This window comes from uncultured Lacinutrix sp. (assembly GCF_947500605.1).
Taxonomy (GTDB): domain Bacteria; phylum Bacteroidota; class Bacteroidia; order Flavobacteriales; family Flavobacteriaceae; genus Lacinutrix.
Window position 1 is genome coordinate 287362 of sequence record NZ_CANMSJ010000003.1, and the last position, 26491, is coordinate 313852.

At 32.1% G+C, this 26491-nt stretch carries 18 protein-coding genes; 9 read left to right on the forward strand and 9 right to left on the reverse strand.

Translation table 11 applies throughout. The annotated features are described in order from the left end of the window. Positions 1–7: 7 nt before the first annotated feature. Positions 8–814 (reverse strand): glycogen/starch synthase, encoded by an 807-nt coding sequence (locus Q0935_RS06425; RefSeq protein WP_299250098.1) that lies wholly within the window; start codon positions 812–814, stop codon positions 8–10. A gap of 173 nt (positions 815–987) precedes the next feature. Here Q0935_RS06425 and panC point away from each other — a divergent pair, with 173 nt between their 5' ends. The 9 genes from panC to Q0935_RS06470 all read left to right on the forward strand — a co-directional run bounded on the left by panC (position 988) and on the right by Q0935_RS06470 (position 15468). Next, positions 988–1836 (forward strand): pantoate--beta-alanine ligase, encoded by an 849-nt coding sequence (panC, locus tag Q0935_RS06430; RefSeq protein ID WP_299383546.1) that lies wholly within the window; start codon positions 988–990, stop codon positions 1834–1836. Between the two features lie 13 nt (positions 1837–1849). Further along, on the forward strand, positions 1850–2200 hold the full coding sequence (gene panD / locus Q0935_RS06435; RefSeq protein WP_055434675.1) for an aspartate 1-decarboxylase: 351 nt from the start codon (positions 1850–1852) through the stop codon (positions 2198–2200). Positions 2201–2203: 3 nt separating this feature from the next. Then, positions 2204–3157: a lysylphosphatidylglycerol synthase transmembrane domain-containing protein gene (locus Q0935_RS06440; RefSeq protein WP_299383553.1), complete on the forward strand. Its 954-nt coding sequence runs from the start codon at positions 2204–2206 to the stop codon at positions 3155–3157. Between the two features lie 35 nt (positions 3158–3192). After that, entirely contained in the window at positions 3193–4338 is a 1146-nt protein-coding gene (locus Q0935_RS06445; RefSeq protein ID WP_299383556.1) for an alpha/beta hydrolase-fold protein, read from the forward strand. A gap of 88 nt (positions 4339–4426) precedes the next feature. Beyond that, positions 4427–5785, forward strand: a complete 1359-nt coding sequence (radA, locus tag Q0935_RS06450; protein WP_055434678.1) for a DNA repair protein RadA — start codon at positions 4427–4429, stop codon at positions 5783–5785. Positions 5786–6001: 216 nt separating this feature from the next. Beyond that, entirely contained in the window at positions 6002–10807 is a 4806-nt protein-coding gene (locus tag Q0935_RS06455) for a LamG-like jellyroll fold domain-containing protein (protein WP_299383560.1), read from the forward strand. Between the two features lie 71 nt (positions 10808–10878). After that, positions 10879–11490 (forward strand): hypothetical protein, encoded by a 612-nt coding sequence (locus Q0935_RS06460; RefSeq protein ID WP_299383563.1) that lies wholly within the window; start codon positions 10879–10881, stop codon positions 11488–11490. 182 nt (positions 11491–11672) lie between these two features. Continuing rightward, a complete protein-coding gene (ileS, locus tag Q0935_RS06465; RefSeq protein WP_299383567.1) occupies positions 11673–15077 on the forward strand; it encodes an isoleucine--tRNA ligase in 3405 nt (1134 codons plus the stop codon). Positions 15078–15081: 4 nt separating this feature from the next. Next, entirely contained in the window at positions 15082–15468 is a 387-nt protein-coding gene (locus Q0935_RS06470) for a TraR/DksA C4-type zinc finger protein (protein ID WP_299250081.1), read from the forward strand. Between the two features lie 68 nt (positions 15469–15536). Here the strand turns inward: Q0935_RS06470 and Q0935_RS06475 are convergent, their stop codons facing one another. From Q0935_RS06475 to hppD, 8 genes are all read right to left on the reverse strand, one after another. Next, the gene (locus tag Q0935_RS06475) at positions 15537–15965 is read right to left on the reverse strand and encodes a hypothetical protein (RefSeq protein ID WP_299383853.1); all 429 of its coding nucleotides are present in this window, start codon (positions 15963–15965) and stop codon (positions 15537–15539) included. Positions 15966–16059: 94 nt separating this feature from the next. Then, positions 16060–17736, reverse strand: a complete 1677-nt coding sequence (locus Q0935_RS06480) for a choice-of-anchor J domain-containing protein (RefSeq protein ID WP_299250079.1) — start codon at positions 17734–17736, stop codon at positions 16060–16062. A gap of 12 nt (positions 17737–17748) precedes the next feature. Next, a complete protein-coding gene (locus Q0935_RS06485; protein WP_299250077.1) occupies positions 17749–20298 on the reverse strand; it encodes a TonB-dependent receptor in 2550 nt (849 codons plus the stop codon). Positions 20299–20466: 168 nt separating this feature from the next. Beyond that, entirely contained in the window at positions 20467–22110 is a 1644-nt protein-coding gene (gene pgi, locus Q0935_RS06490; protein ID WP_299383572.1) for a glucose-6-phosphate isomerase, read from the reverse strand. A gap of 12 nt (positions 22111–22122) precedes the next feature. Beyond that, positions 22123–23442 (reverse strand): M23 family metallopeptidase, encoded by a 1320-nt coding sequence (locus Q0935_RS06495; protein WP_299383577.1) that lies wholly within the window; start codon positions 23440–23442, stop codon positions 22123–22125. Further along, positions 23400–24323, reverse strand: coding sequence for a tryptophan 2,3-dioxygenase family protein (locus tag Q0935_RS06500; protein WP_299250071.1), 924 nt, complete (start codon positions 24321–24323; stop codon positions 23400–23402). The genes Q0935_RS06495 and Q0935_RS06500 overlap by 43 nt, the downstream gene beginning before the upstream one ends. After that, entirely contained in the window at positions 24324–25103 is a 780-nt protein-coding gene (locus Q0935_RS06505; protein ID WP_299383580.1) for a DUF3108 domain-containing protein, read from the reverse strand. Positions 25104–25250: 147 nt separating this feature from the next. Then, entirely contained in the window at positions 25251–26414 is a 1164-nt protein-coding gene (gene hppD / locus Q0935_RS06510; RefSeq protein ID WP_299383583.1) for a 4-hydroxyphenylpyruvate dioxygenase, read from the reverse strand. Positions 26415–26491: the final 77 nt, after the last annotated feature.

A 26491-nucleotide genomic window follows, 5' to 3' on the forward strand; every position in this document is an offset into this window, starting at 1 on the left:
TCGTGTATTATAAAACACTTTCATTATAAAAAGTTGTGTATGCCTCAGCAAACTCATCTTTTTCTTTATAATCTAAAACAGGCTTGTCTGCTTTTGCTAGGTAATCTTCTAGTTCTTTAGGGATTTCGTTAGAGCCAATTATTAAAGCATCTGAGTTGTCTATAGCAACCTTCATTAAATTATTGTAAGTAGGCTTTTCTAGCATTTTTATTGCATCCTTATCGATGTTATCGAAAGCTACTTTATTAATTAGGTCTTTATTTAACGTATCGTCAAAGCTTTGATTGTATACCGAGGTAACAATTTTACTTTCGTTAAATAGAGGTTCGTCTTTATAAAACTGCTTTAAGTATAGTGGTAGTAAAGAAGCAAGCCATCCATGCACATGAATAATGTCTGGAGACCAATTTAATTTTTTAACAGTTTCAATTACTCCTTTAGCAAAGAAAATGGCACGTTCATCATTATCTGAAAACAATTTTCCGTCTTCATCAGTTAACGTTGCCTTTCTTTTAAAGTATTCATCATTATCAATAAAATAAACCTGAATACGCTCTTTTGGTATAGATGCAACTTTAATAATAAGTGGCATATCTAAATCATTAATCACTAAATTAATTCCAGAAAGTCTTATTACTTCGTGTAATTGATGTCTTCTTTCGTTAATGTTTCCATATCTAGGCATGAATATTCTAATTTGTCCTCCCTGTTGGTTTACCATTCTTGGAGTTTCAAACGACATTGAAGAAATCTCTGTTTCTGGTAAATATGGTACTACTTCAGACGACACATATAATATTCTCTTATCTTTCATACGTTAGTTTTATTCGATTTATGTTCTGGTTTTTCTGTTTTTTCTTTTAGGCTGAAACACTTAAAAAGTAATTCAACATTAAAAAATGAAATTAAAAAACACGCAAAAGTACAAAATTTTATGCAGTTTGCGACTAATATATTATGTTTGCAACCGTTAATTTTATATTAAATATGATTGTTTGCACTAATAAATCTGAAATTCAAGTCCTCATTTCTAAGGAAAAGGAAAAAGGAACAACCTTTGGTTTTGTGCCAACTATGGGAGCTTTACATAATGGACACATGTCTTTGGTAAAAAGAGCATTGCAAGAAAATAATCTTTGTGTGGTTAGTATTTTTGTAAACCCAACGCAGTTTGATAATGAAGAGGATTTAAAAAAATACCCAAGAACTTTAGAGCGTGATGTTGAGCTTTTAAAAACGGTTTCTAATAAAATTCTGGTTTATGCTCCAAGTGTTAATGATATATACGAAGGGAATACAAAATCTGAACATTTTAGTTTTGATGGCTTAGAATTCGAAATGGAAGGTAAGTTTAGACAGGGCCATTTTGATGGTGTTGGTACTATTGTTAAAAGACTTTTCGAGATTGTAACTCCTAATATTGCTTATTTTGGAGAAAAAGATTTTCAGCAACTGGCAATAATAAAAAAACTTGCTCAAAAATATAATATTCCCGTTACTGTAAAAGGTTGTGATATTTATAGAGAAGATAATGGTTTAGCTTATAGTTCTAGAAACGAGAGACTAAAACCAGATTATAAAAATGCAGCACCTTTTATTTTTAAAACACTAACCGCTGCCAAAGAAAAATTTGGCACAAAAAGTGCTAAAGAAGTAACAGAGTGGGTAGAGAAACAATTTGCAAAAAACAAATTCTTAGAACTTGAATACTTTATTATTGCCGATATTGCAACTCTAAAAACAGTAAAAAGAAAGTCTAAATCTAAAACGTATCGTGCGTTTGTTGCTGCTTATGCAGATGATATTAGATTAATAGATAATTTAGCACTTAATTAATTAACTTTGCACCATGCAAATACAAGTAGTAAAATCAAAAATTCACAGAGTAAAAGTAACAGGCGCAGACCTTAATTATATTGGTAGTATTACTATTGATGAAGATTTAATGGATGCCGCTAATATTGTACAAGGTGAAAAAGTTCAAATTGTAAATAATAATAACGGAGCTCGATTAGAAACTTATGCCATTCCTGGACCAAGAAACAGTGGAGAAATAACGCTTAATGGTGCAGCGGCAAGATTAGTTTCTCCTGGAGATGTACTTATATTAATTACTTACGGTTTTATGGACATAGAAGAGGCTAAAACATTTAAGCCCTCATTAGTGTTTCCAGACGAAGCAACTAATTTGTTGAAATAATAAATGAGTAAATCAATACTTAAAATATTAAAAATCACGCTCCCAATTTTATTGGGAGTTTTTTTAATATGGTATTCGCTATCAAAACTATCTTTTCAAGAGCTTTTAGGTTACTTTAAAACAGCTGATTACACCTACATCCTATTGGGTGTTTTTTTTGGTTTATTAAGTCACTTATCTCGAGCATACAGGTGGCTTTTTATGTTAGAACCTTTAGGTTATAAAATAAAATTAGGTAATAGTATAATGGCTGTATTTGCCACCTATTTAATAAATTATACTATACCTAGAGCTGGAGAAGTAGCGCGTGCATCTATACTTACTAATTACGAAGGTGTCCCTTTCGAAAAAGGATTTGGAACCATTGTAGCAGAGCGTATTGCAGATCTTTTAATGATGTTAGTAATTATAGCTATTACATTGTTTTTAGAGTTCGATTTTATCTATAATTTTTTAACCGAAAAGTTTAATCCTACCAAAATTATCTTTGCTTTTTTAATACTTGTCATTGCTGCTTTATTTTTTATTTTCTATATAAAACGAAGCACATTTGCGTTAGCAATAAAAATTAAAACCTTTGTAAATGGTTTAATAGAAGGCGCTTTAAGTATTTTTAAAATGAAGAAAAAATGGGCATTCATATTTCATACTATCTTTATTTGGAGTATGTATGTGCTTATGTTCTATGTCACAACTTATGCAATACAAGGTTTAAATCCTATTCCTTTTGGAGCTGTTTTAATAGGTTTTATTTTGGCGAGTTTTAGTATAGCTGCCACAAATGGAGGTATTGGTTCTTATCCAGAAGCTATAGTTATTGCCTTTTTATTATTTAGCTTGCCAGAAGACCCAAGTCGTGCATTTGGATGGATTATGTGGACTTCGCAAACGGTAATGATTATCATTTTAGGAGGTTTATCACTATTATTTCTCCCTATTTACAATCGAAAGAAATAATTTGTACATTGCATTTTAATTTTATAAATACTACTATGAAACGTATATTATACCTTTTCGTTATATTTTTTTCTGCACAATTTATTGGTGCACAAGTCACTTATAAAAATTTTAATTCCGAAAAACTAGGTGAAGCTAGAGAAGTTAAAATTCAATTACCAAGAAGTTACAATACCAGTGATAAAAGCTATCCAGTAGTTGTTGTTTTAGATGGTGATTACATGTTCGAAATTGTTGCAGGAAATGTAGAATACGCATCTTATTGGGAAGATATTCCAGAAGCTATAGTGGTTGGAATTAATCAATTCGATAAGAGAGATAGCGATACTATGTACTCTCTATTAAATTCTTTGCCAGAAGAAACAGGAGCAGCTTTTTTCGATTTTATAGGTATGGAATTAATGCCTTACATAGAAAAAACATATAGAACAGAAAAGTTTAAAGTAGCAGTAGGACATGGTATTACAGCAAACTTTATAAATTATTATTTATTTAAAGAAATACCTTTATTTAATGCTTATGTAAGTTTAAGTCCAGAATTAGCTCCCGATATGCAAATGTTTTTAACCGAAAAACTATCAGGTGTTGAAACTAAAACATTCTATTATTTAGCAACGTCTAACAATGATATTAAAGATGTTAGAACTAAAACAGAAGCTTTAAATAAAGCAATTAAAAGTATAGATAATAAAAACGTGCTTAGCGCTTTCGATAATTTCGACGGTCCAACACATTATTCTCTTCCTGCATACGCTATTCCAAAAGCTTTAGAAAGTATTTTCTTTGTTTTTAAGCCTATATCTAAACAAGAATATAAAGACACTATTTTAAAACTAGAAACATCTCCGGTAGATTATTTGGAAGAAAAATATGCTGCTATCGACGATTTATTCGGGATAGATAAAACAATATTAGTAAATGATTTTAGAGCTATTGCGGCAGCAATAAATAAGTCTAAAAAGTTTGAGTATTTCGAGCCTTTAGGAAAGTTAGCCAGAAAACATTATCCAAATACACTTTTAGGAAACTATTATTTAGGACGTTATTACGAAGAAACCGGATCTACAAAAAAAGCTATGAAAACATACCAGTCTGCTTACATCTTAGAAGAAATTGGAGGTATTACTAAAGATCATGTTTTAGAGCTTTCAGAACAAATTAAAGCTGATTTCGGATACTAAATAAATATGTTTTTCGCTTTCGCGGAAGAAATAACTAACTAAATAAAAGTGTTTTTGCTGTTAATACAGTTGTAAAACAAAACCAGTTATGGCTAAAGTTAAAACTACGTTTTTTTGCCAAAGTTGTGGCACGCAATATTCTAAATGGCAAGGACAATGTACAGCTTGTAAAGAGTGGAATACTATTGTAGAAGAAGTTATTCAAAAACCAGAAAAGAGCGATTGGAAAACACCTTCAAACACAAAATCGCGAGCTTCTAAACCTTTAAGAATTAAAGAAATTGATTCAAGTAAAGAAGCAAGGTTAGATACTTTAGATGCCGAGTTTAATCGTGTTTTAGGTGGCGGTATTGTTCCAGGTTCATTAACACTTTTAGGAGGAGAACCAGGAATTGGAAAGAGTACATTATTACTTCAAATCTCTTTAAAACTACCATATAAAACGCTTTATGTCTCAGGTGAAGAAAGTCAGAAACAGATTAAAATGCGTGCTGAGCGTATAAATCCTAATAACGACAGTTGTTATATTCTTACTGAAACTAAAACGCAAAATATCTTCAAACAAATTGAAGCTTTAGAGCCAGATATTGTTATTATCGATTCTATTCAAACATTGCATAGCGATTATATCGAATCTTCTAGCGGAAGTATCTCTCAAGTAAAAGAGTGTACTACAGAGCTAATTAAGTTTGCAAAAGAAACCAATACACCAGTTATATTAATTGGTCACATTACTAAAGATGGTAATATAGCAGGACCTAAAATATTGGAGCACATGGTAGATACTGTGTTGCAATTTGAAGGAGATAGAAATCATGTTTTTAGAATTTTAAGAGCTCAAAAAAACCGTTTTGGTTCCACTCATGAACTAGGTATATACGAGATGCAAGGCTCAGGTTTGCGAGAAGTAAGTAATCCTAGTGAAATTTTAATTTCTAAAAAAGACGAAGAACTTTCAGGTAATGCTATTGCAGCAACTTTAGAAGGTATGCGACCATTAATGATAGAAGTACAAGCCTTGGTAAGTACTGCTGTTTATGGAACACCGCAACGTAGCGCAACAGGATTCAATGCTAAACGATTAAATATGCTTTTAGCAGTTTTAGAAAAACGAGCAGGTTTTCGTTTAGGAGCAAAAGATGTATTTTTAAACATTACAGGTGGTATTAACGTAGATGATCCGGCTATAGATTTAGCAGTAGTAGCTTCTATATTATCTTCAAACGAAGACGAAGCATTGCCTTCAAATTATTGTTTTGCAGCAGAGGTTGGTTTGTCTGGAGAAATTCGTCCAGTTCAACGTGTGGAACAACGTATTCTTGAGGCAGAAAAACTTGGTTTTTCAACTATTTTTGTTTCAAAATATAATAAAATATCACTTAAAGATACAGAGATAAAAATTCAATTAATTTCTAAAATTGAAGATTTGGTAGACTTTATTGTGTAAAAGTGTCTAAGCAAATTAAGTTGCCGAAACCAACTTAATAATTATTAAATCAGGTAGTTGGTCGTTTTTAGTTTAAAAATGCGTTAATGCATAAACTAAACGGTAATTTATGTATTTAATCGAATAATAAATGTTTGTATTTGTTATTTAAACTAATATTGTGGTTGCTTTTTACCTTTGACTCCCCAAGTCTATTGGAAATTAATGATTTAACCTATGAATACAACACTACTTAAGAGTGCTTTTTTAGTACTTTTCTTCTTTTTGATAAATAATATTTACTCACAATGTAATAATTGTGATGTTGTAGGTCCTACAACAGGCAATTTTGTTTTTGCGAGTAATACTAAAACTTGTTTTACAGCAAATGCAACACTTACCGATGTTACTTTTCATGATAATAGTTCGGTTTGTATTGCACCAGGTATAACAGTAACTATAAATGGTACTATAGTAACAACGATAAATACCAGCGTAGATATTGATGTACAGGGTTCTTTTATTATTTTTCAACCTGTTGAATTTAAAAGTGAACTAGATTTATTTGTTTCGGCAACGGGATATTTAAAAACTGGATCCTCTGGAAATGTAGATTTTGATTTGAATAGTTCAGGAGCTAATAGTATTGTAAATTATGGCTTAATAGAAATGGGAGCTTTAAAATTTGATAGCCCTTCTGCTAATAATTTCATTGAAAATTTTGGGACTTTCAATATTAATAAAGACATAGTATTAGAAGGTGCAACTAACCTTAGAAATAGAGGTGATTTGAATATAGGACTAAGTTTTGTTTTTAAGTCTAATGTTATATTTAGTAATTGTGGTAATGTAACTACAGAACAAGGATTTGATTTAGATGGAGGAAAGATAATTAATACTGGACTTTTTATAACAGAATCGGGGACTATTGTCTTTAATGGAGGTATGTTAGAAAATTATGCAACTATGGATCTTAATTCTGGTATGAATATGTCTTCAAGTTCTGATTATCTTTATAATGAAGGAGAAATGACAATTAAAAGTGCTGTTAATGTTACAAATGGCGTTTTTGCAGGTCCAACCAGTAACTCTAAACTTGGATATATAAGATTTGGACAAAAAGCTACTTTTAATAGTGGTACAATAGGCCCAAACCTTGATTTGGAGTATTATCCAGGTACTAATCCTGCTGCTAAAGCTAATGTGTATCAAAATTTTAACAACTCTACAGAGTTAGCAAATGTTTCTAAAGCTTGTATTGCTTATGGTAACTGTTCACAAACTCTAATGTTAGATAATGATTGTAGAAATTTTGACGGAACACTAATTGATTATTGTGTAGATGGTGCTATTTTAGGTACAGCAACTACTAATGATCCAGATGGAGATGGGTTAAATAACAGTTGTGATCTTGATGATGATAATGATGGTATACTAGACTTTGACGAATGTGGAAGAGTAGAATTTAGTGCTTTTTCTGTTACAAACGGAAACACTCAAACCTTTAACTTGACTGCTTCAACAGGTGGTTATGTAATTGATATTTCTTCGATAGACAATAGTTTTAATTTAATTATAAACGGTACCAAATTAGTGCCTGATGAAATTCAGTTTGATAATACGTGGGCATATACAACTGGAGAGTCTTTAGTACGTTTTGCTTCAGATAATTCTTTATATGGTCAGTCTGGTAATTCTAATGTTTGGTCAATAAATTATAATAATAGTAATCCGTTATTCATTTCATTAAGAATTTTTATATCTCCAAACGGAGAAGTTTCTATTCAGGGAAAACGTACAGCAACTTCAATATTAGAAGATTTAATTATAGACCCATCTCATCCACAGTTTAATACAATAACATGGAATTCGTCTGCAACAAATACTGTTAAGGTTACACAAAAAGTTCAAGGACCTACATTTTTGTATGCAACGGGTTATGGCTTAAATTGTAGTAATGATTTAGATGGAGATAATATCCCAGATTTTATTGACATAGATAGTGATAATGACGGTATTCCAGATAATGTAGAAGCTCAAACAACAATAGGTTATATTGCTCCAAGTGGTAATGGTGCATCAATGATAGATGCAAATAATGATGGAGTTGACGATAATTATGGAGAAGGCTTTGTAAACATAGAAGATACAGATGGAGATGGTACTCCAGACTATTTAGATTTAGATTCAGACAACGATCAAATGTTGGATATTGAAGAAAATGGAATGGCTAATGTAGCAAGTGGTGTAGATACAGATTTAGATGGTTTAGATGATTCTTTTGAAGGATCTAATGTTAATGATTTAGATTATAACGATGAGATAGACGATCCAACTAATTTAGCAGTTTTACCAGATGCAGATGGAGATTTATTTACAGTTGGTGATTTAGATTATAGAGATGTTTTTAATGTTAATCCACCATCTTCAGCAACTATCGATTTCGATGGAATAGATGATTATTTAGATACAGCACCTTACATAGAAAACTGGACAGCAGGAACAGTTATGGGATGGGTAAAAATTGGTCATACTTCAAGTGGGAACCTTCCAAATTTATATAGTGTTGCAGGTCAGGAAAATATGAGGTTATACGTAACTAATGGTAGGACACCTGCTTTTTATGTTATTACTCAAGATCAAGTAACAGCTTCTAGTAACTATCCTTCTAATATACAGGTTCAGCCAGATTCGTCATTAGGTATTAAATTAGAAAATGATCTATGGTATCATTTAACAGGAGTATTTAATTCTTCAGACCAAACAGTTAAATTGTATTTAAATGGAGAATTGGTTGGTACAACAACAGATTCAAGATTAAATTCTGAACTTTTAACTAAAAATTTTAATGGAACTCCTCATATTTATTCACAAAGAGGATTTACAATAGGACGATATCCAACAAATACAAGCACAGCTGGTTTTGGTCATTTTAAAGGAGATATTGATGAAGTTAGAATTTTTGATTCTGCATTAACAAACGATCAAATAAAACAAATGGTATATCAAGAAATTGAGAATAACTCAGGAGTTTTAAGAGGTACTGTTATACCAAAAAATATTCAAGATTTTAGTACTTCAGAAAAGGTATTATGGAGTCGTTTAAAAGGATATTACCCAATGTCTAACATAATTAGTAATACAACATCTGATTATTCCGAAAATAATAATAACTTAGAACTTCATAATATTACAAGCGTTCAAGAGCAAACAGCTCCAATGCCTTATCAAACGATAGTAGATGGAAATTGGTCAACAACAGCAACATGGCTTCATGGTAATGTTTGGGATATTACAGATGAAGTAAACAATAAAGATTGGTCTATTGTAAATATAAAAAACAATGTAAATACTGCTGTAAATCATACAACATTAGGTTTATTTGTTGATGCAAATCAAGAACTAGAAATCGCAGATAATGAACTTAAAAACACTTGGTATTTAGAATTAAATGGGTTTATAGATTTAGAAAATGAATCTCAATTAATTCAAACAAACGAGAGCGATTTAATAGTTGGTACTAATGGTAAACTAGAAAGAGACCAGCAAGGAACAGAAAACTTGTATACTTATAATTATTTTTCATCTCCAGTACATTCTAGCAATCCAGATACAACAGTCGACGGAAACGAAAGTTACACTATAGAGAGTGTAATGATGGATGGAACAGATTCTAATAATCCAGTACCAATTGATTTTGTTGGTGGTTATAATGGTGATAATACTAGTTCTCCTATTAAAATAGCTCGTTACTGGTTATGGAAATATGGTAATCTTGCAACAGACTACTATAATTGGGAGCATGTACTTGAAACTGGTAGTTTAAAAGTAGGAGAAGGTTATTCTATGAAAGGACCAGGAACTGGAGCTGTTTCAAATGAGCAAAATTATACTTTTACAGGTAAGCCAAATAATGCTACTATATTATTGCCAATAAGTGCAAATAACACTTATTTAGTTGGTAATCCATACGCTTCAGCAATAGACGCTAATGCTTTTATTTTAGATAACCTTAACCTTACAGGAGAACTTTATTTCTGGGAGCATTTTGCAGGAGGAACACATAATACCTTAGAGTATCAAGGCGGTTATGGAGTTTATAATCTCTCTGGAGGAGTTCCTGCAATTCAGCATGACTATACAACAGGAGGAACAGATGGATCGGGAGGGACTGGTATAAAGACTCCACAACGTTACGTACCTGTAAGTCAAGGTTTCTTTGTAGAGGGCTCAAGTTCTGGAGATATTAAATTTGAAAATGATCAAAGAGTTTTTGTTAAAGAAACAGGAAATATAAATTCATGGTTTTTTAAAAATAGCACTAATAAGTCTACCAATACTAATAACGATTCTGCTATAGAAGATTTAAGACCTAAGTTTAGATTTGGCTTTAAATCACCAGAAACTTATAATAGACAAATTCTTTTAACTATTGATGAGAATGCTACTATCGACTATAATTGGGGGTACGATGGAAAAATAAACGAAAGTAATAGTGAAGATATGTATTGGGAATTTGCAAATGATAAATTCTTAATACAAGGAACAAATGAAACCCTACCTACAACAGCGCTACCACTAACAGTTAAAACTGTAAATGGAGGTATTATAGAAATAGGTATAGATGCTTTAGAAAATGTAGATCCATTATTAGACATTTACTTAAAAGACGGTAGTACATATCATAATCTTAGAGAAGCTAAGTATACAACAACTGTAGATTTAGGAGAAATTACAAATCGATTTAGTATTGTGTTTACACAAGATCCTACGAGTTTGTCAACCGATGAATTTGAAGAGAATAATAATTTAACCGTATTTGTAAAAAACAATTCAGTTTTAACAATTTCTAATCCTTCAAACAAGGAGATAAATACTGTCCAGGTAATAAATATGCTAGGTCAAACAGTATTAGAACAAGAGGTTAATACTTCAATTAATAGAATTGAAATTCCAATACAATTACAAACAGGAACTTATATTTTTAATATAAAGTCTACAAATTTTGTTATTACTAAAAAAGCTATAATTAATTCTAATTAAATCGATATTTTTATGTAATAGTATTAATAGCTAAAAACATATTTCTTATTATTGTTTATTAAATAAGAATTATGAATAAACTCTTTTTTATACTGTCTTTTTTAACGCTAAACTTAGCACTTGCCCAAGACCAAGAAGCAACCTTGTTTTTTAGAGATGGAACATCATTAAAAGGGTACGCAAGTATTAAAGATAATTGGATAATACTGTTTAGATTAACCTTAGAAGACGATCCTGATGAATGGAAGGATATCATGGTAAAAGCTATAACATTTCACGGTTTTGATAAAGATGTAATGTGTGAGTATCAATATTTAAAAGCAGATTTGTCTTATCCATTATTACTAGAAGTCATTGAAAAAGGGAATGTAAACCTTTATAAAACAATTGATTATTATCGTTATATTACAAGAGAGTTATTTTCAAATGACGATAAGTTTGGAGGCTCTTATATAGAGGTGTCTAAAAAAAATAAAAACCATTATTATATAAAAAAGCCAGAGCAAGAGTTAATTACTAAACTTAATAATGGTTTTTATAACAAGGAAGCAACTAAATTCTTCGAAGACTGCCCGAGTTTGGTTAGTAAAATAAACAGCGAAAAATACACAAAAAAAAGAGCTATAAAAATTGTTGAATTTTATAATGATTTGTGTGACGATGAAATTTTTGTTGAAGATTAAATGATTTGAAGCGTATTTCTGTTAATTAATTATAACCTCTTTTTTACTAAAATTCCTTAATTTCGCTTTTCTTATTAGAAACAGGTCAAATGCTTAGTAATTTGACGATTAGCAATAGCTTATATTGCTTTATTAAACCTGATTTTATAAGAAGATATTACGAACTGAAGAAATTAGAAAAAATGAGCGCAGGATTCCCTGAATATAAAGGACTTAACTTACCAAACGTTGCAGAAGAAATTTTAGCATACTGGCAAGAAAACAACATTTTTGAAAAAAGTGTAACTACAAGAGAAAACGCAGAACCTTATGTGTTTTTCGAAGGTCCACCAAGTGCAAATGGTTTACCAGGAGTACACCACGTATTAGCACGTGCCATTAAAGATATTTTTCCACGTTATAAAACCATGAAAGGTTACCAAGTTAAGCGTAAAGCTGGTTGGGATACACACGGTTTACCAATAGAATTAGGTGTAGAGAAAGAATTAGGTATTACCAAAGAAGATATTGGTAAAACCATTTCTGTAGAAGATTATAATGCAGCTTGCCGTAAAGCAGTAATGCGTTATACAGATGTTTGGAATAACCTAACACAAAAAATGGGTTATTGGGTAGATATGGAAGATCCGTATGTTACTTACGAGCCTAAATACATGGAAACAGTTTGGTGGTTATTAAAAGAAATATACACTAAAAAACTAATGTATAAAGGCTATACTATTCAGCCTTATTCACCAAAAGCAGGAACCGGTTTAAGTTCTCACGAGGTTAACCAGCCAGGTGCTTACCAAGATGTAACAGACACAACTATTGTTGCTCAGTTTAAAGCTATAGAAAGTACATTGCCAGATTTCTTACAAAATGAAGGCGATATCCATTTTACTGCATGGACTACAACACCTTGGACATTGCCAAGTAATACAGCATTAACTGTTGGACCAAAAATTGATTATGTTTTAGTTGAAACATATAACCAATACACATTCAAACCTATGAATGTTATTTTGGCAAAAGCTTTAGTTAACAAACAGTTTGATGGAAAATTTAAACGCGTTGAAGAAAAACCAGCGCTTTTAGAGTATAAAGACGGAGACAAGAAAATACCATATTTTGTTGTAAAAGAATTTTTAGGTAAAGATCTTGTTGGTATTGAATACGAACAATTATTACCATACGCTTTACCAAACGATAATCCTCAAGATGCCTTTAGAGTAATTGCAGGAGATTTTGTAACTACAGAAGATGGTACTGGAATAGTACATACAGCACCTACTTTTGGTGCAGACGATGCCTTGGTAGCAAAGCAAGCAGTTCCAGAAATCCCGCCAATGTTGGTAAAGGATGAGAACGATAACTTAGTACCACTTGTAGATTTACAAGGTCGTTTTAGACCAGAGATGAAAGAGTTTGGTGGTAAGTATGTTAAGAACGAATATTATGCAGATGGTGAAGCTCCAGAACGCTCAATAGATGTTGAATTAGCGATTAAATTAAAAGAAGAAAATAAGGCCTTTAAGGTTGAGAAATATAAGCACAGTTACCCACATTGTTGGCGTACAGATAAACCGATCCTTTATTACCCATTAGATTCTTGGTTTATTAAAGTTACCGATGTAAAAGGTAGAATGCACGAGTTAAATACAAGCATTAACTGGAAACCTGAGTCTACAGGAACAGGACGTTTTGGTAACTGGTTAGCAAACGCAAACGACTGGAATTTATCTCGATCTCGTTATTGGGGAATTCCATTACCAATTTGGAGAACAGAAGATGGTAAAGAAGAAATTTGTATTGGTTCTGTTGAAGAATTAAAAGCTGAAATGAAAAAAGCAGTTACTGCTGGTGTTTTAGCTGAAGATATTTTTGCAGATTTTGAAGTAGGAAACAATTCTGAAGAAAACTATGCGAAAATAGATTTACATAAAAACATTGTTGATGAAATTGTATTAGTATCGGCAAGCGGACAACCAATGAAACGTGAAAGCGATTTAATAGATGTTTGGTTCGATTCTGGTTCTATGCCATATGCACAATGGCACTATCCTTTTGAGAATAAAGATAAAATAGACCAAAACAAAGCATTCCCAGCCGATTTTATTGCTGAAGGAGTAGACCAAACACGTGGTTGGTTTTACACGCTTCACGCTATTGCAACTATGGTTTTCGATTCTGTAGCGTATAAAAACGTAGTGTCTAACGGATTAGTGTTAGATAAAAATGGACAGAAAATGTCTAAACGTTTAGGTAATGCAACAGATCCATTTGAAACTCTTGACACTTACGGAGCAGATGCTACACGTTGGTATATGATTTCAAATGCAAATCCATGGGATAATTTAAAATTCGATTTAGAAGGAATAGAAGAGGTAAAGCGTAAGTTTTTCGGAACACTTTATAACACGTATTCTTTCTTTCAACTCTATACAAATATTGATGAGTTTACGTATTCTGAAGCAGATATTGCATTAGAAGATAGACCAGAAATTGATAGATGGATACTTTCTGAGTTAAACACATTAATTCAAAGAGTAGACGAGTATTATGCAGAATACGAACCAACAAAAGCGGCTCGTGCTATTTCTAATTTTACTCAAGATTACTTAAGTAACTGGTACGTACGTTTAAGTAGAAGACGTTTCTGGAAAGGCGATTATCAACAAGATAAGATATCGGCTTACCAAACGTTATACACTTGTATGTTAACCATAGCGAAACTGGGAGCACCAATTGCACCATTTTTTATGGACAAACTTTACTTAGACTTAACAAATACAACACATTCTGAAAACTTTGAAAGTGTACATTTGGCAGAGTTCCCAAAAAGCGATGAGCGTTTTATTGATAAAGCCTTAGAGCGTAAAATGGAAGCAGCACAAACAATATGTTCTTTAGTATTATCGTTAAGAGCTAAAGAGAAAATTAAAGTACGTCAGCCATTACAAAAAATTATGATTCCTGTAAGTTCTGAAGTACAGAAAGAAGAAATTTTAGCAGTAGCAGATTTAATTAAAAGTGAAGTTAATATTAAAGATGTTGAGCTTTTAGAAGATGCTTCTGATATTTTAGTAAAACAAATTAAACCTAATTTTAAAGCTTTAGGGCCTCGTTTTGGTAAAGATATGAAGTTGATTGCAGGTCAGATTCAAAAAATGACTTCAGAAGATATTAAAAATATTGAACAAAACGGAACGATTGATGTCGAGTGTAATGGAAAAAGTATTACTTTAGAACGTAGTGATGTAGATATTACTTCTCAAGATATCGAAGGATGGCTTGTGGCAAGTGAAGGAGCATTAACAGTTGCTTTAGATGTAACAATTTCTGAAGAATTGCGTGAAGAAGGCATTGCTCGTGAGCTTGTAAATAGAATTCAGAATTTACGTAAAGATTCAGGTTTTGAGGTTACAGATCGTATTTCTGTTCAGCTTCAAGAAAATGAAGAGATTGTGAAAGCAGTGAAAACGAATTTAGAATATATTAAGGCTGAAACATTAACAGATAGCCTTGAGATTGTAGAACAATTAGATAACGGTATAGATATTGCATTCGACAGTATAGAGACCAAATTATTTATCAAAAAAAATTAATGTTATGGCAATAGAAAATACAGTAAGATATTCAGATAGCGAATTAGAAAGATTTAAAACTATAATTTTAGATAAAATTGAGCATGCTAAACGTGATTTAGAGCTTATTAAGAGTGCGTATATGAACGACCATACAAATGGGACAGAAGATACTTCGCCTCAATTTAAAGCCTTTGATGAAGGTAGTGCTGTTAATAGTAAAGAGTCTAATTCTGCTTTAGCAATTAGACAAGAAAAATTTATTCGTGATCTTAAAAATGCACTTATAAGAGTAGAAAATAAAACATATGGTATATGTAGAGTTACAGGGAAGTTAATTAACCCTAAACGTCTAGAATTAGTGCCACATGCAACTTTAAGTATAGAAGCCAAAAACATACAGAAAAGTTAATTACTATATATCAAAACAAAAAAAACGCCAACTTATTAAGTTGGCGTTTTTTGTTATTAGTCTATTTTTTAAAACCAAATACTCCAAGGAATTTTTGCTAAAACTAAAATTAATGCTAGTGTGTAAAATATAGCTAAAGGCTTTAGTTTACCAGCTGAGGTTAACTTCTTTTTATGTTTAGAATAGCCAATAGTAATAAAAGCAACCGCTAAAATCATTGCAAAAGGATGCTCAATAGCATTAGATCGTATTGCTTTGTTGTTCATAACTTCTGTTACAGAGAGTTCTCCAAAATAATCCTGTGAGAACCATAATACAATACCTATAAGTAATTGAATATGCGATACTATAAGTGTAAAGAGTGCTATTCTAAAATCTTTAGGTTCGTATTCTTTCTTTCCAAAGTGTTTAACTAGAGCATTTACAGTGGTAATTATCATCATTAAAAAAACAAGATAAGCCCAGTAAGAGTGCAACATTTTAATCATAGTAAATATTTTAATTAGTTATAAAACAAATGTAGTAATAATTAAGGCATAAAAAAACCGCTTCTTAACGAAGCGGTTTTTAATAAATATAGTAGTTTGGGTATTAGTTAAATGTTACCCACTCACCATTTGTTTTAATAAGGTGTAAGTCTTGTACTCCACCTCCTGCATTATAAATATCGAATGTTAAAAGATATTTTTGAGCCTCTTCCGCATTTGGATATAGGTTATCTAATAATATTCCCATTGCAGTTTCAAGCATTTCAGGACTCCAACCAGAAGAACCTGATGCTGTATTAAAGTTACCGTAAGAATCTAAATTTCCTGCTGCAGCTTCAAAGCCTTCTTCAGTTAATAATTGAGAAGCTATGTATGAGTAGTCTGCTGTTACTAAAGTGTATTTAATAGTGTTATCTGGAACCCAAATTCCATTATCAAATCCAAACTGTAAAGAAGCGATACTTGGTGTCCATACACCATTGATAACAGTATATAAATTACCTTTTGTTACAGTTCCTACTGCACTTCCTCCATAATACTTGTACATTATGTACATAGAATCTTCTTCTTGAGCAAAAGGGTACTTTAAGCTTAAGAATGCAGGTAAGTAATCGCTAGCTAATAAAGATCCGCTAAAGTTGTTATATTGTCCTGGTTGTCCTTGGTTTTCACCCATGAAATCATAATCATCAGATGTTAAATATTTTACATCATTAACAATTTCCCAAGTTCCATCTTCAGTATATTGGTAATAATCAGACTTTGTTAATGTGTCTCCTTCAATACCTGTAGTTTTAAGTGCTATTGATGCTACTCTCCAACGTCCAGCATCAGAATCTGTAGATTCATATTTTAAAGCAATGTTTACAGTTTCTCCATCGTAAGCAGAAAAGTCATAATCTTCAGAAGGATCTAAAGTGTCTTCAGATGCTGCTGTAGCTAATGTAATTTCATTCCAAGTTGCAGTTGTTACGTCATCAACATAATCTGTAGATACTAATATCTTAAGTAAAGAAAGATCAGATGCGTATTTAATTGAATGTGTAATTTGGAATTTTAAGTTTGATTCACCTGTTAAATCAATTGATGGAGAAACTAACCACTCTTCGTTAGCTACTTGCGAACCACTAAAGAATCCATTTCCTTGTACATATTCAGCATTTTCTGTCCAAACCGCATCTGCACCAGACTCTTCTTCTGTAGTCCAGCTATCTAAGCTATTTGTAAAGTTGTATTCTTGAATTGGAGCAAAACCAATAACTGGTTCTTCAGTAAATTGTTTGTATTGAACTCTAACAACATCTCCAGCTTCAGGAGCTGTTATTTCATTTAATAAAAGACCTTCTATTGTTGCATCAGGATCTTCATCTTGATAAAAAGCATTGGCACCTGCGATTGTATAATCTTCAGAAGCTAACACGTATGCTTCTGCATTTACAAAAGAAGATACTTCTGAAGGATTACCATCGTATAAGTTATAGTGAACTAATACAGAAGATGATTGTCCCCAAAGAGGATATTTGTTACTTAAAAAAGAAGGTAACATGTCTTTTGCATCATCAACAGAGCTAAATGCTTCAAATGTTTCATAATAATCTGCATCTTCATCTTCACCTTGCTCAACTATTGCTGCGTAGTCTTCAGTTGTTAATGTAAATTCATCATTTCCAACGATAGCTTTTGCATTTGAATCGATATCGTTATTGATATCTTCTAAGGGATTACATCCTGTTAAAACTGATGCTCCGATAATGGCTAATAAATAAACTATTTTTTTCATTTTCGTTTTTTTTTAAAAGTTAAGTTTCAGTCCAACACTAAATGTTCTACCGTAACCATAATATACTGTTGATGTTTGAGCATCAGAATTTGAACCATCTCTAGCATCAGAAACATACTCAGTATCAAAAATATTGTTTATTCTTCCTGTTAATTTAGCATCGAATCCTCCAAAGGCAAAACCATGACTAAGTGCTGTATCAAAAAGACCGTAAGCAGGAAGTTCCCATGCATCTTTTGTATATGTAGCATCATTTCTATCACTAGGATCGAAATCTGCATATAAGTTAGTATAGTAGTTGTAATCTACAATAAATCTTGTTTCAGGAGCTAATTTGTAGCTACCACCTAAAGCAAATGTTGTTTGCGCAGCATCACCTACATGTAAATCTTCAATAAACAAGTTAACAGTTTCAACTAATTCTTGTTCATCGTTAAAAATTTGAACATCTTTTACATTGTTATCCCATTTCCAATCTCCAAGAGAAGCAACACCTGTTAGAGTTAATTTTTCTGTAGCTTTATATTTTAAATCTACTTCAATACCTTGGTGTACTGCATTTACTCCTAAAACATTAGCAGATGCAAATGTACCATCTGGTTGATCGAATGATACTGTTTCAGATCTATCTTTCCATAGTGTTCTGTAGATGTTAACGTTAGCTGTTAATTTTTCGCTTCTATAACCATAACCTAATTCGAAACTTGTAATTTTTTGGTTTTCAGCATCTTCAATAATGTGCTCATTGTCAAACTGAGTAAATACAGCATCAAAAAGTGGTGCTTTTTCAAAGTAACCTACGTTTGCGAAAACATTGTGGTTATCATCAATATTGTAGTTAGCTCCTCCTTTTGCTCCGTAACCAAAAAAGTTATAACGGTCAGTCTCTTGTAATGGGTCACTATCTAAATAGTTAAAGTAATCTACTCTCTTATAAGAAGTATTTGAAGCAGATAAAGATACAAATGTCGATAGTTTATCTTTAGAGTACTCTAGTTGAGTAAAAGCTCCGTACCATCCTACTAATCCATCATTAGAATAACTTCTTTTATCACCTACCTGTAATGCTGCATTAGGATTGTTAACATTGCTATCGTCTGCTAAATATTGTCCTCCTAATAAATCTGTTACTTCTTGGTAGTGGATTCCTTTGTAGTTTCTATAATCTAAACCTCCTAAAAATACTAACTCGTCTGTTAAATCAGTTTTTAATGTAGATATAACACCATACCAAACATGATCGTTTCTAGAAGCTCTTAAAGCTGCAGTAGAACCATTAGCTCCATTAGCGATGTTTTCGTCAACAATTTTATCTAAATCAATAGGACCAAAATTTCCTATTCTATATTCTGAACTTCCTAAATTAAATTTAGAACTTTCATCTCCGGCTGTACCGCCACCTCCTCCAGATCCGAAAGAAGCATATGCTGCAGTAGATACAGATGTTTTTTCATTTACAGTCCAGTAGTGGTTTAAAGATATTTGTGGTTTGTGGTAAAAGTTATCTTCAACGTGAGTTACTTCTCCGTTTTTGTATCCCCAATCTGGATTAAACTTTCTTCCTCTTTCGCTTTCTTTATAGATTTCGATAGTGTTTCTGTTTTGTCTCTGACCGTGACGCTGTTTAGCACCAAACGCAGTAAAAGATAACTTGTGGTTGTCGTTAATTTCTTTTGAAATATTTACGAAATAAGAAACTGCATTAAATTCTGTTCCATCTACATAACCGTCACCATCTGTTTTAGATCCAGATACTGTAGCAGCAAAACCATTTTCCATTAATCCAGTAGAGTAAGTGAAACCGAATTTTTTGTAACCATCGTTAGCTAAGCTTGTGTAAATGTTTCCACCTTCTTCTGCATCTGTAGTTTTACTAATAATGTTTATTGTTCCTCCAATAGAAGGTACAGCTACCTTAGAAGCTCCTAAACCTCTTTGTACTTGCATAGAGCTAGTAACATCACCTAAACCAGCCCAGTTAGACCAGTATACGGCTCCGTTTTCCATATCGTTTACAGGAACACCATTAATCATTACTGCAACGTTTTCAGATTGAAAACCACGTAAGTTAATACGTCCATCTCCATAACCACCACCACTTTTAGTAGCATATACTCCTGGAGTAGATTTTAAAACTTCTGGAAATTCCTGAGTTCCTAATTTTAATTCAATGTCGGCAGCTCTTATTGTAGATACTGCAACAGGTGTTTTTCTGTCTACAGCTACAGACGCCATAATGTTAACCTCTTGTAATCCAAATTCACTTGGAGATAATGTAATGTTTCCAAGGTCTTTGCTACCAGTTACTGTAAACTCTTGAGATAAGTAACCTACGTAAGACACAATTATTTTTGCGTCTTTAGATTTAGTTACAATGCTGAAATTACCGTCGAAATCTGTAGATATTCCGTTAGAAGTACCAGCTTCTAAAATATTTACACCTGGTAAAGGTAAATTACTTTCTGGTTCTAGTACAGTTCCTGTAACAGTACTTTGAGCCATAGTGATTGCAGAACTTAAAATAGTAACTGCAAAAAACAACATTTTAATTGTGCTTTTCATTTGGTAAGATTAAAGTTAATATATGTTAAATTTTTTGCAAAAATAGGTATAATAAAACCTTTAACATTAACTTAATGTTAACAAATTTTCGCTTTGCGAAGATATGTTTAAATGCTTGATTTTTAGATGTTGAAAAAATAAACCTATTAACAAGCTTTTTAACAAGTATTATCTAAAATTTTTAAAAAATTCTAAAAGATTTTGGGTAGAAGTGTCGTGATTCTTGAAATCTCCCGATTCTATATCTTTTAAGATTGTGCTTGCTAATTGCTTACCTAGTTCTACTCCAAATTGGTCGTAACTATAAATATTCCAGATAATTCCTTGTACAAATATCTTGTGTTCGTACATTGCTATTAGCTTTCCTAAGCTTTCCGGAGTTAATTTTTTAATGAAGATTGAGTTTGTAGGTTTGTTACCTTTAAAAACCTTAAAAGGTAATAATTCCTTTATTTCAGCATCAGATAAGTTTTGTGTTTTTAACTCCTTTAATACTTCTGTCTCAGTTTTGCCATTTAATAGGGCTTCGGTTTGAGCGATGTAGTTAGAAATTAATTTGTCTTGGTGCTCTTGATTGCCATGAAGACTTTCGGCGAAGCCAATAAAATCTGCTGGAATTAATTTAGTACCTTGGTGAATAAGTTGAAAGAAAGCATGTTGAGAGTTTGTACCTGGTTCTCCCCAAATTAAAGTTCCAGTTTCGTAATTTACTCTATTTCCATTTCTGTCAATTGATTTACCATTGCTTTCCATGATACCTTGTTGCAGGTAGGTAGCGAATTGATTTAGATATTGCGAGTAGGCTATTACAGCTTCGCTTTCTGCTCCAAAAAAGTTATTGTACCAAACGCTTATTAAAGCTAATACTACTGGAATGTTATTGTCAAATTCTTCATTTTTAAAATGAAGATCCATTGCGTTTGCTCCTTTTAATAGTTTATTGAAATTCTCGAAACCAACAGCAAGGCTTACTGTTAAGCCAACAGCACTCCATAGAGAAAATCGTCCACCAACCCAATTCCACATTGGGAAAATATTATCTTCATCTATGCCAAAATCTTTTACTTTTTGGGTATTTGTTGAAACTGCTACAAAGTGTTTTGCAACATCTTCTTGTTTTGCATGTTTAAGAAACCATTTACGAATTGTTGTAGCATTAGTTAAGGTTTCTTGTGTTGTAAATGTTTTTGAAACAATAACAAAAAGTGTAGTTCCAGGGTTTAATTTTTTTAATATCTCGCTAACATGGTCGCCATCTATGTTGCTAACAAAATGAGTATTTAAATGGTTTTTGTAAAACTGCAAAGATTCCACTACCATTGCAGGTCCTAAATCGCTACCTCCAATTCCAATGTTTACAACATCGGTAAATACTTTATTTGTATACCCTTTTTTATTTCCTCTTACTATATCGTTAGTAAAGGTTTCCATTTTAGTTTTAGCAGCAAAAATTTCTGGCATAACGTTTTTACCGTCTACTAATACGGTATCACTTTCTTTACCACGCAATGCTGTGTGTAAAACTGCTCTGTTCTCGGTTTTGTTAATAATGTCACCTGAGTAGTAAGATGCAATAGCTTCTTTAAGTTTAACTTGATCTGCAAGGTCTAAAAGAAGTTTAAAGGTGTCTTCTGTAATTCGGTTTTTTGAAAAATCTACATAAAAATCTTCCCAACTAATTTTAAAGTTATCTGCTCTTTCTTTATCTGAAGAGAATAGGTCTTTTATATCTACTTGATTAACGCTGTCAAAATGATCTTGTAACGCTTTCCAAGCAGCCGTTGTTGTTGGGTTAATTGCCGGTAATGCCATTTTCTATGTTTTCTATGAGATTAGTTTGTTTTCTTTAAATTCTGTGTTTAAACTATCAGTTTCTATAACTTTTTTAGGATAATCTAAAAGTTCTAATTGTTTTTTTATAGGTTTTATATATTCTAAAAATTCAATTTTTAAACTATCGGAAATTGGTTTAGCTTCAGGTAGTTTTTCCTTAAAAGGATCTACTTCTTTTCCATTTTTCCAAAAACGATAACATACGTGGTTCCCAGACGAGCTACCAGTGTTTCCAACATAACCAATAACTTCTCCTTGTTTTACAAAATCGCCAACTTTTACGTTTCTTTTGGACATGTGAAGGTATTGTGTGCTATAAGTAGCATTGTGTTTTACTTTAACAAATTTACCATTACCTAGGCCATAACCAGATCTTGTAACAGTTCCATTTGCTGTAGACATTATTGGTGTGCCATTTGGAGCAGCAAAGTCTGTTCCTCTATGTGGTTTTACTCGATATCCATAATGTGCAATGCGTCTTTTAAGATTATATCTAGATGAAATACGACTAAAGCTTACAGGTGCTTTTAAAAATGCACGACGTAAATTTTTTGCTTCGTCACTAAAATAATCGCGAATTCCTAAAACAGAATCTGTTTCAAATTCAAAAGCATAAAAAGGCTCTTTATTGTGCTCAAAATAGGCTGCTTTTATTTCGTGAATTCCTGCGTAAATAGAATCGTCTATATATTTTTCAGTATAAACAACTTTATATTTATCGTTTTTTTGAAGTCTTGAAAAATCTATTGTCCAGGCATAAATGTCACTCATCTTTAAAGCTAGCATGAATGGCTTACCTTGATCACTCATTGCTTGAGAAATATTTGAAGTAATTACTCCAGAAGCCGTTTTTTCAACATACTTAATAGGTTTGTAACTAGTGTAGGTTTTAATAGAGTCTTGAAAATCTATAACAACATAACGCTCCTTTGTTGGTTGATAAATAAAACATTTTGGAGTTTGAAGAGAGTCGTTAGAACACAATAAGGTGTAAGGTTTACCTAATTGTAAGTTCCTGCTTACATCGAAACTATCTTTTGATTTTTCTGTTATTTCAAAAATTTTAGGATAAGAAATGTTATTTCGCTCTAAAATTTTCCCAAAAGTATCACCGTTTTTTATTGTATCTTTTTTAACGACATAATCTTCTAAATTAAAACCGAATTCAAAAATTTCTTTTGGCTCTTCAATTAACGCTGTGTCAAGAGCATTGTTATTCTCGACTTCTTTTTTACAGCTTAATATAGAGATAAAGCATATAGATGCTATTAAACATTTTTTCCCCAATCTTCTAATTCCTGTTGACTCCATAGATCTGGAAAAAAGATTCTTCTTTGATACTTTGGATGCATATATTTTACCCATTCGCTTCCTCCTGTTGCTTCTACTGCTTTGCCACCAATGTTAAGATAGTGGTTTGCTGTGTTATAATGTGCCATTACCCAAGTAATATTTACTGTATAATCGTAATGACGCATTGCTTTAATTAAATCTTGATCGTCTCTAACAGCTTGTGGTAATTTTTTAAAAATTGTCCATAGGTTATGCGTGTTAGTAAACTCCGCAAATCTAATAAATTCGTCTTTGTATTTCTCTTCGAAAACTGTTAATGTATATGTTTTTTTTCCTGTTTTATAATCTTTTCCTGCAGCCTGCCAATATAAATGCTCAAAAGCATGCTCGAAAGGTGTATTTCGGTCGATGGTTTTTCTAAAACGGTTATCAATTAGATTAATAAGTTCTGTAGAGGCAAATTCAATTTTTCTGTACTGGGCGCTTTGGAAACCACTTGCAGGTGTTAGTGTGTGTCTAAATTTGTTATACTGCGCAACATCCATTCCGTCTTTCATAACATTAAAAGAAGAAGTTAGCATGTCGAAATAACGGCTAATACGCATAAGTTTATCTTCGAAAAAAACAGCAGAGACATCTTCTTTTTTTGCTACTTGATCTATTTCCCAAAGAATCATCTTAAATAATAATTCGTTTACTTGGTGATACATTAAAAACACCATTTCGTCTGGAAAGACAGTACGTTGTACTTGGAGATTTAAAAGTGCATCTGTTTGAATGTAATCCCAATAATCTATTGGTTTACTATGTAATAAACCTTCTAAATGTGTATTTACATTTTGGTCTATTGATTCGTATTTATCTTTTAGCTGGTCGGTTATTTTTTGATCTATATTCATTTAATTATCTACTACAATTTTAAATGGGTGTTTAAGTCCTTTAAAAGCCTCAAGGTCTGCTCTTAGAGAGCCAACAGCCAAATCGGCCTTAATACGTAAAGGTACTTTATTTTTATCTTTTGATACCCAAAGTGATAAACTTTCTTCTTCTTTAAACACACGGCCAGCCATAACGTATGGTCTAAATTTTAAGGCTTCAATTTCACCAAAATCTGTTGTTATAGTTTCTTCTCCTAAGTATTTAAGTTTGAAACCGTAATTTTCTTCATCAAAAAACATATCTGTTTTAATTTCGTCACCAGGTTTTAATGTTGATATATTAATGTTGTTTCTTAAGTAATAATACATAGAAACCATGTCTTGTACATTAGGTTTTGTGGCAATGGTTTTTTTTGTGTTGTGTTTTTTGTTGTGTACAAATGCGGTTTTGTTATCGTGATTGAAATCTATTTCGATATTCTTTTTGTGTCCGCCTTCGTCTATGTTTCTTATAAATTTGTATGGAATAATTTTTTCTACATCTATATAGCTTTCGTAGCGGTCTTTAACTTTAAAAAACCATTTAATCATACCTGTTGTCCAGCCTTTGCCTACAACATGAAAAACAGGTTTTCCATCCAGTTCTGTTTCTTTAACTGCTAATGTAGCATTTCCGGCCTTGAAGAAATTGCTATAGCTCATTTTAAATTTAAACCATTCACCATCTTTAAAAGCGCTTTCTTGAGCAGAAGCTAGGTTTAAAGAAATAATTGCGAGTATTATTAGTAGTAGTTTTTTCATAGTTATAGAGTTATTGTAATGCACTTTAATTTAAAGCGCTTATTGCTTTATGTACTTAAGATTACAATTACTATTCCAAAAATATAAAACAAAAAAATACCATCTATAGAATAGGTGGTATTTTTTTATAATTTAAAATATTGTATTTTAAAGTGTTCCTCTTTTTTCTTGCTCACGCTCAATAGATTCGAATAACGCTTTAAAGTTTCCTGCTCCAAAACCTTGTGCTCCCATACGTTGTATGATTTCGAAAAATAATGTTGGTCTATCTTCTACTGGTTTTGTGAAAATTTGAAGTAGATAACCTTCTTCGTCTGCATCTATCATAATAGATAGTTTTTGAAGCTCTTTAATGTCTTCTTTCATCATGTCCATATGTTCACCTAAACGATTAGGGATATCATCATAGTATGCTTGTGGTGGAGGTGGTAAAAATTCTATTCCTCTAGCTTTTAATTGTGATACTGTTTTAATAATATCGTCTGTGGCAACTGCAATATGCTGCACTCCTGAACCTTCGTAAAAGTCTAAGTATTCTTCAATTTGAGATCTTTTAGCTGCTTTTGCTGGTTCGTTTATTGGAAATTTAATGCGACCGTTTCCATTACTCATTACCTTACTCATTAGAGCAGAGTATTCTGTGTGAATTTGCTTATCGTCGAAAGATAGAAAGTTTACAAAGCCCATAACATCTTCATACCATTTTACCCATTCGTTCATTTGTCCCCAACCAACATTACCAACCATATGGTCGATATATTTTAAACCTACTGGTTCTGGATTGTAATCACTTTCCCATGCTTTGAATCCTGGCATAAATGTTCCAGTATAATTTTTACGCTCTACAAACATGTGTACAGTTTCTCCATAAGTATAGATTCCTGCTCTTACTACTTCTCCAAATTCGTCGTTTTCTACGGTTGGTTCCATATAAGATTTAGCACCACGTTTTGTAGTTTCTTCGTAAGCTTTTCTGGCATCTTCTACCCAAAGTGCTACAACTTTTACACCGTCTCCATGTTTTACGATGTGGTTGTTGATTTCTGACTTACTGTTTAATGGTGTTGTTAAAACTAAACGGATTTTGTCTTGTTTTAATACATAACTAACAGAATCTCTAGATCCTGTTTCTAATCCTTTATAGGCATAAGATTGAAAACCAAATGCTGTTTTGTAAAAGTGTGCTGCTTGTTTGGCATTACCAACGTAGAACTCTACGTAGTCTGTTCCTAATAGCGGAAGGAAATCTTGTGCGCCTTCGAATATTTTTTCTAAACCGTAGTTTACTGATTTTACTTCTTTTTTACTCATAATATTTATGTCTTATTCTTTCGGTTGAAAGAGAGCCAACTTAATAAGTTGGTATTGTTATATTGTTTTTACTATTA

What these genes read in the sequence shown, in the direction of transcription:
- Q0935_RS06425 (WP_299250098.1), bottom strand. Translation starts at nt 814, where the DNA reads ATGAAAGATAAGAGAATATTATATGTGTCGTCTGAAGTAGTACCATAT.
- panC (WP_299383546.1), top strand. Translation starts at nt 988, where the DNA reads ATGATTGTTTGCACTAATAAATCTGAAATTCAAGTCCTCATTTCTAAG.
- panD (WP_055434675.1), top strand. Translation starts at nt 1,850, where the DNA reads ATGCAAATACAAGTAGTAAAATCAAAAATTCACAGAGTAAAAGTAACA.
- Q0935_RS06440 (WP_299383553.1), top strand. Translation starts at nt 2,204, where the DNA reads ATGAGTAAATCAATACTTAAAATATTAAAAATCACGCTCCCAATTTTA.
- Q0935_RS06445 (WP_299383556.1), top strand. Translation starts at nt 3,193, where the DNA reads ATGAAACGTATATTATACCTTTTCGTTATATTTTTTTCTGCACAATTT.
- radA (WP_055434678.1), top strand. Translation starts at nt 4,427, where the DNA reads ATGGCTAAAGTTAAAACTACGTTTTTTTGCCAAAGTTGTGGCACGCAA.
- Q0935_RS06455 (WP_299383560.1), top strand. Translation starts at nt 6,002, where the DNA reads ATGAATACAACACTACTTAAGAGTGCTTTTTTAGTACTTTTCTTCTTT.
- Q0935_RS06460 (WP_299383563.1), top strand. Translation starts at nt 10,879, where the DNA reads ATGAATAAACTCTTTTTTATACTGTCTTTTTTAACGCTAAACTTAGCA.
- ileS (WP_299383567.1), top strand. Translation starts at nt 11,673, where the DNA reads ATGAGCGCAGGATTCCCTGAATATAAAGGACTTAACTTACCAAACGTT.
- Q0935_RS06470 (WP_299250081.1), top strand. Translation starts at nt 15,082, where the DNA reads ATGGCAATAGAAAATACAGTAAGATATTCAGATAGCGAATTAGAAAGA.
- Q0935_RS06480 (WP_299250079.1), bottom strand. Translation starts at nt 17,736, where the DNA reads ATGAAAAAAATAGTTTATTTATTAGCCATTATCGGAGCATCAGTTTTA.
- Q0935_RS06485 (WP_299250077.1), bottom strand. Translation starts at nt 20,298, where the DNA reads ATGAAAAGCACAATTAAAATGTTGTTTTTTGCAGTTACTATTTTAAGT.
- pgi (WP_299383572.1), bottom strand. Translation starts at nt 22,110, where the DNA reads ATGGCATTACCGGCAATTAACCCAACAACAACGGCTGCTTGGAAAGCG.
- Q0935_RS06495 (WP_299383577.1), bottom strand. Translation starts at nt 23,442, where the DNA reads ATGGAGTCAACAGGAATTAGAAGATTGGGGAAAAAATGTTTAATAGCA.
- Q0935_RS06500 (WP_299250071.1), bottom strand. Translation starts at nt 24,323, where the DNA reads ATGAATATAGATCAAAAAATAACCGACCAGCTAAAAGATAAATACGAA.
- Q0935_RS06505 (WP_299383580.1), bottom strand. Translation starts at nt 25,103, where the DNA reads ATGAAAAAACTACTACTAATAATACTCGCAATTATTTCTTTAAACCTA.
- hppD (WP_299383583.1), bottom strand. Translation starts at nt 26,414, where the DNA reads ATGAGTAAAAAAGAAGTAAAATCAGTAAACTACGGTTTAGAAAAAATA.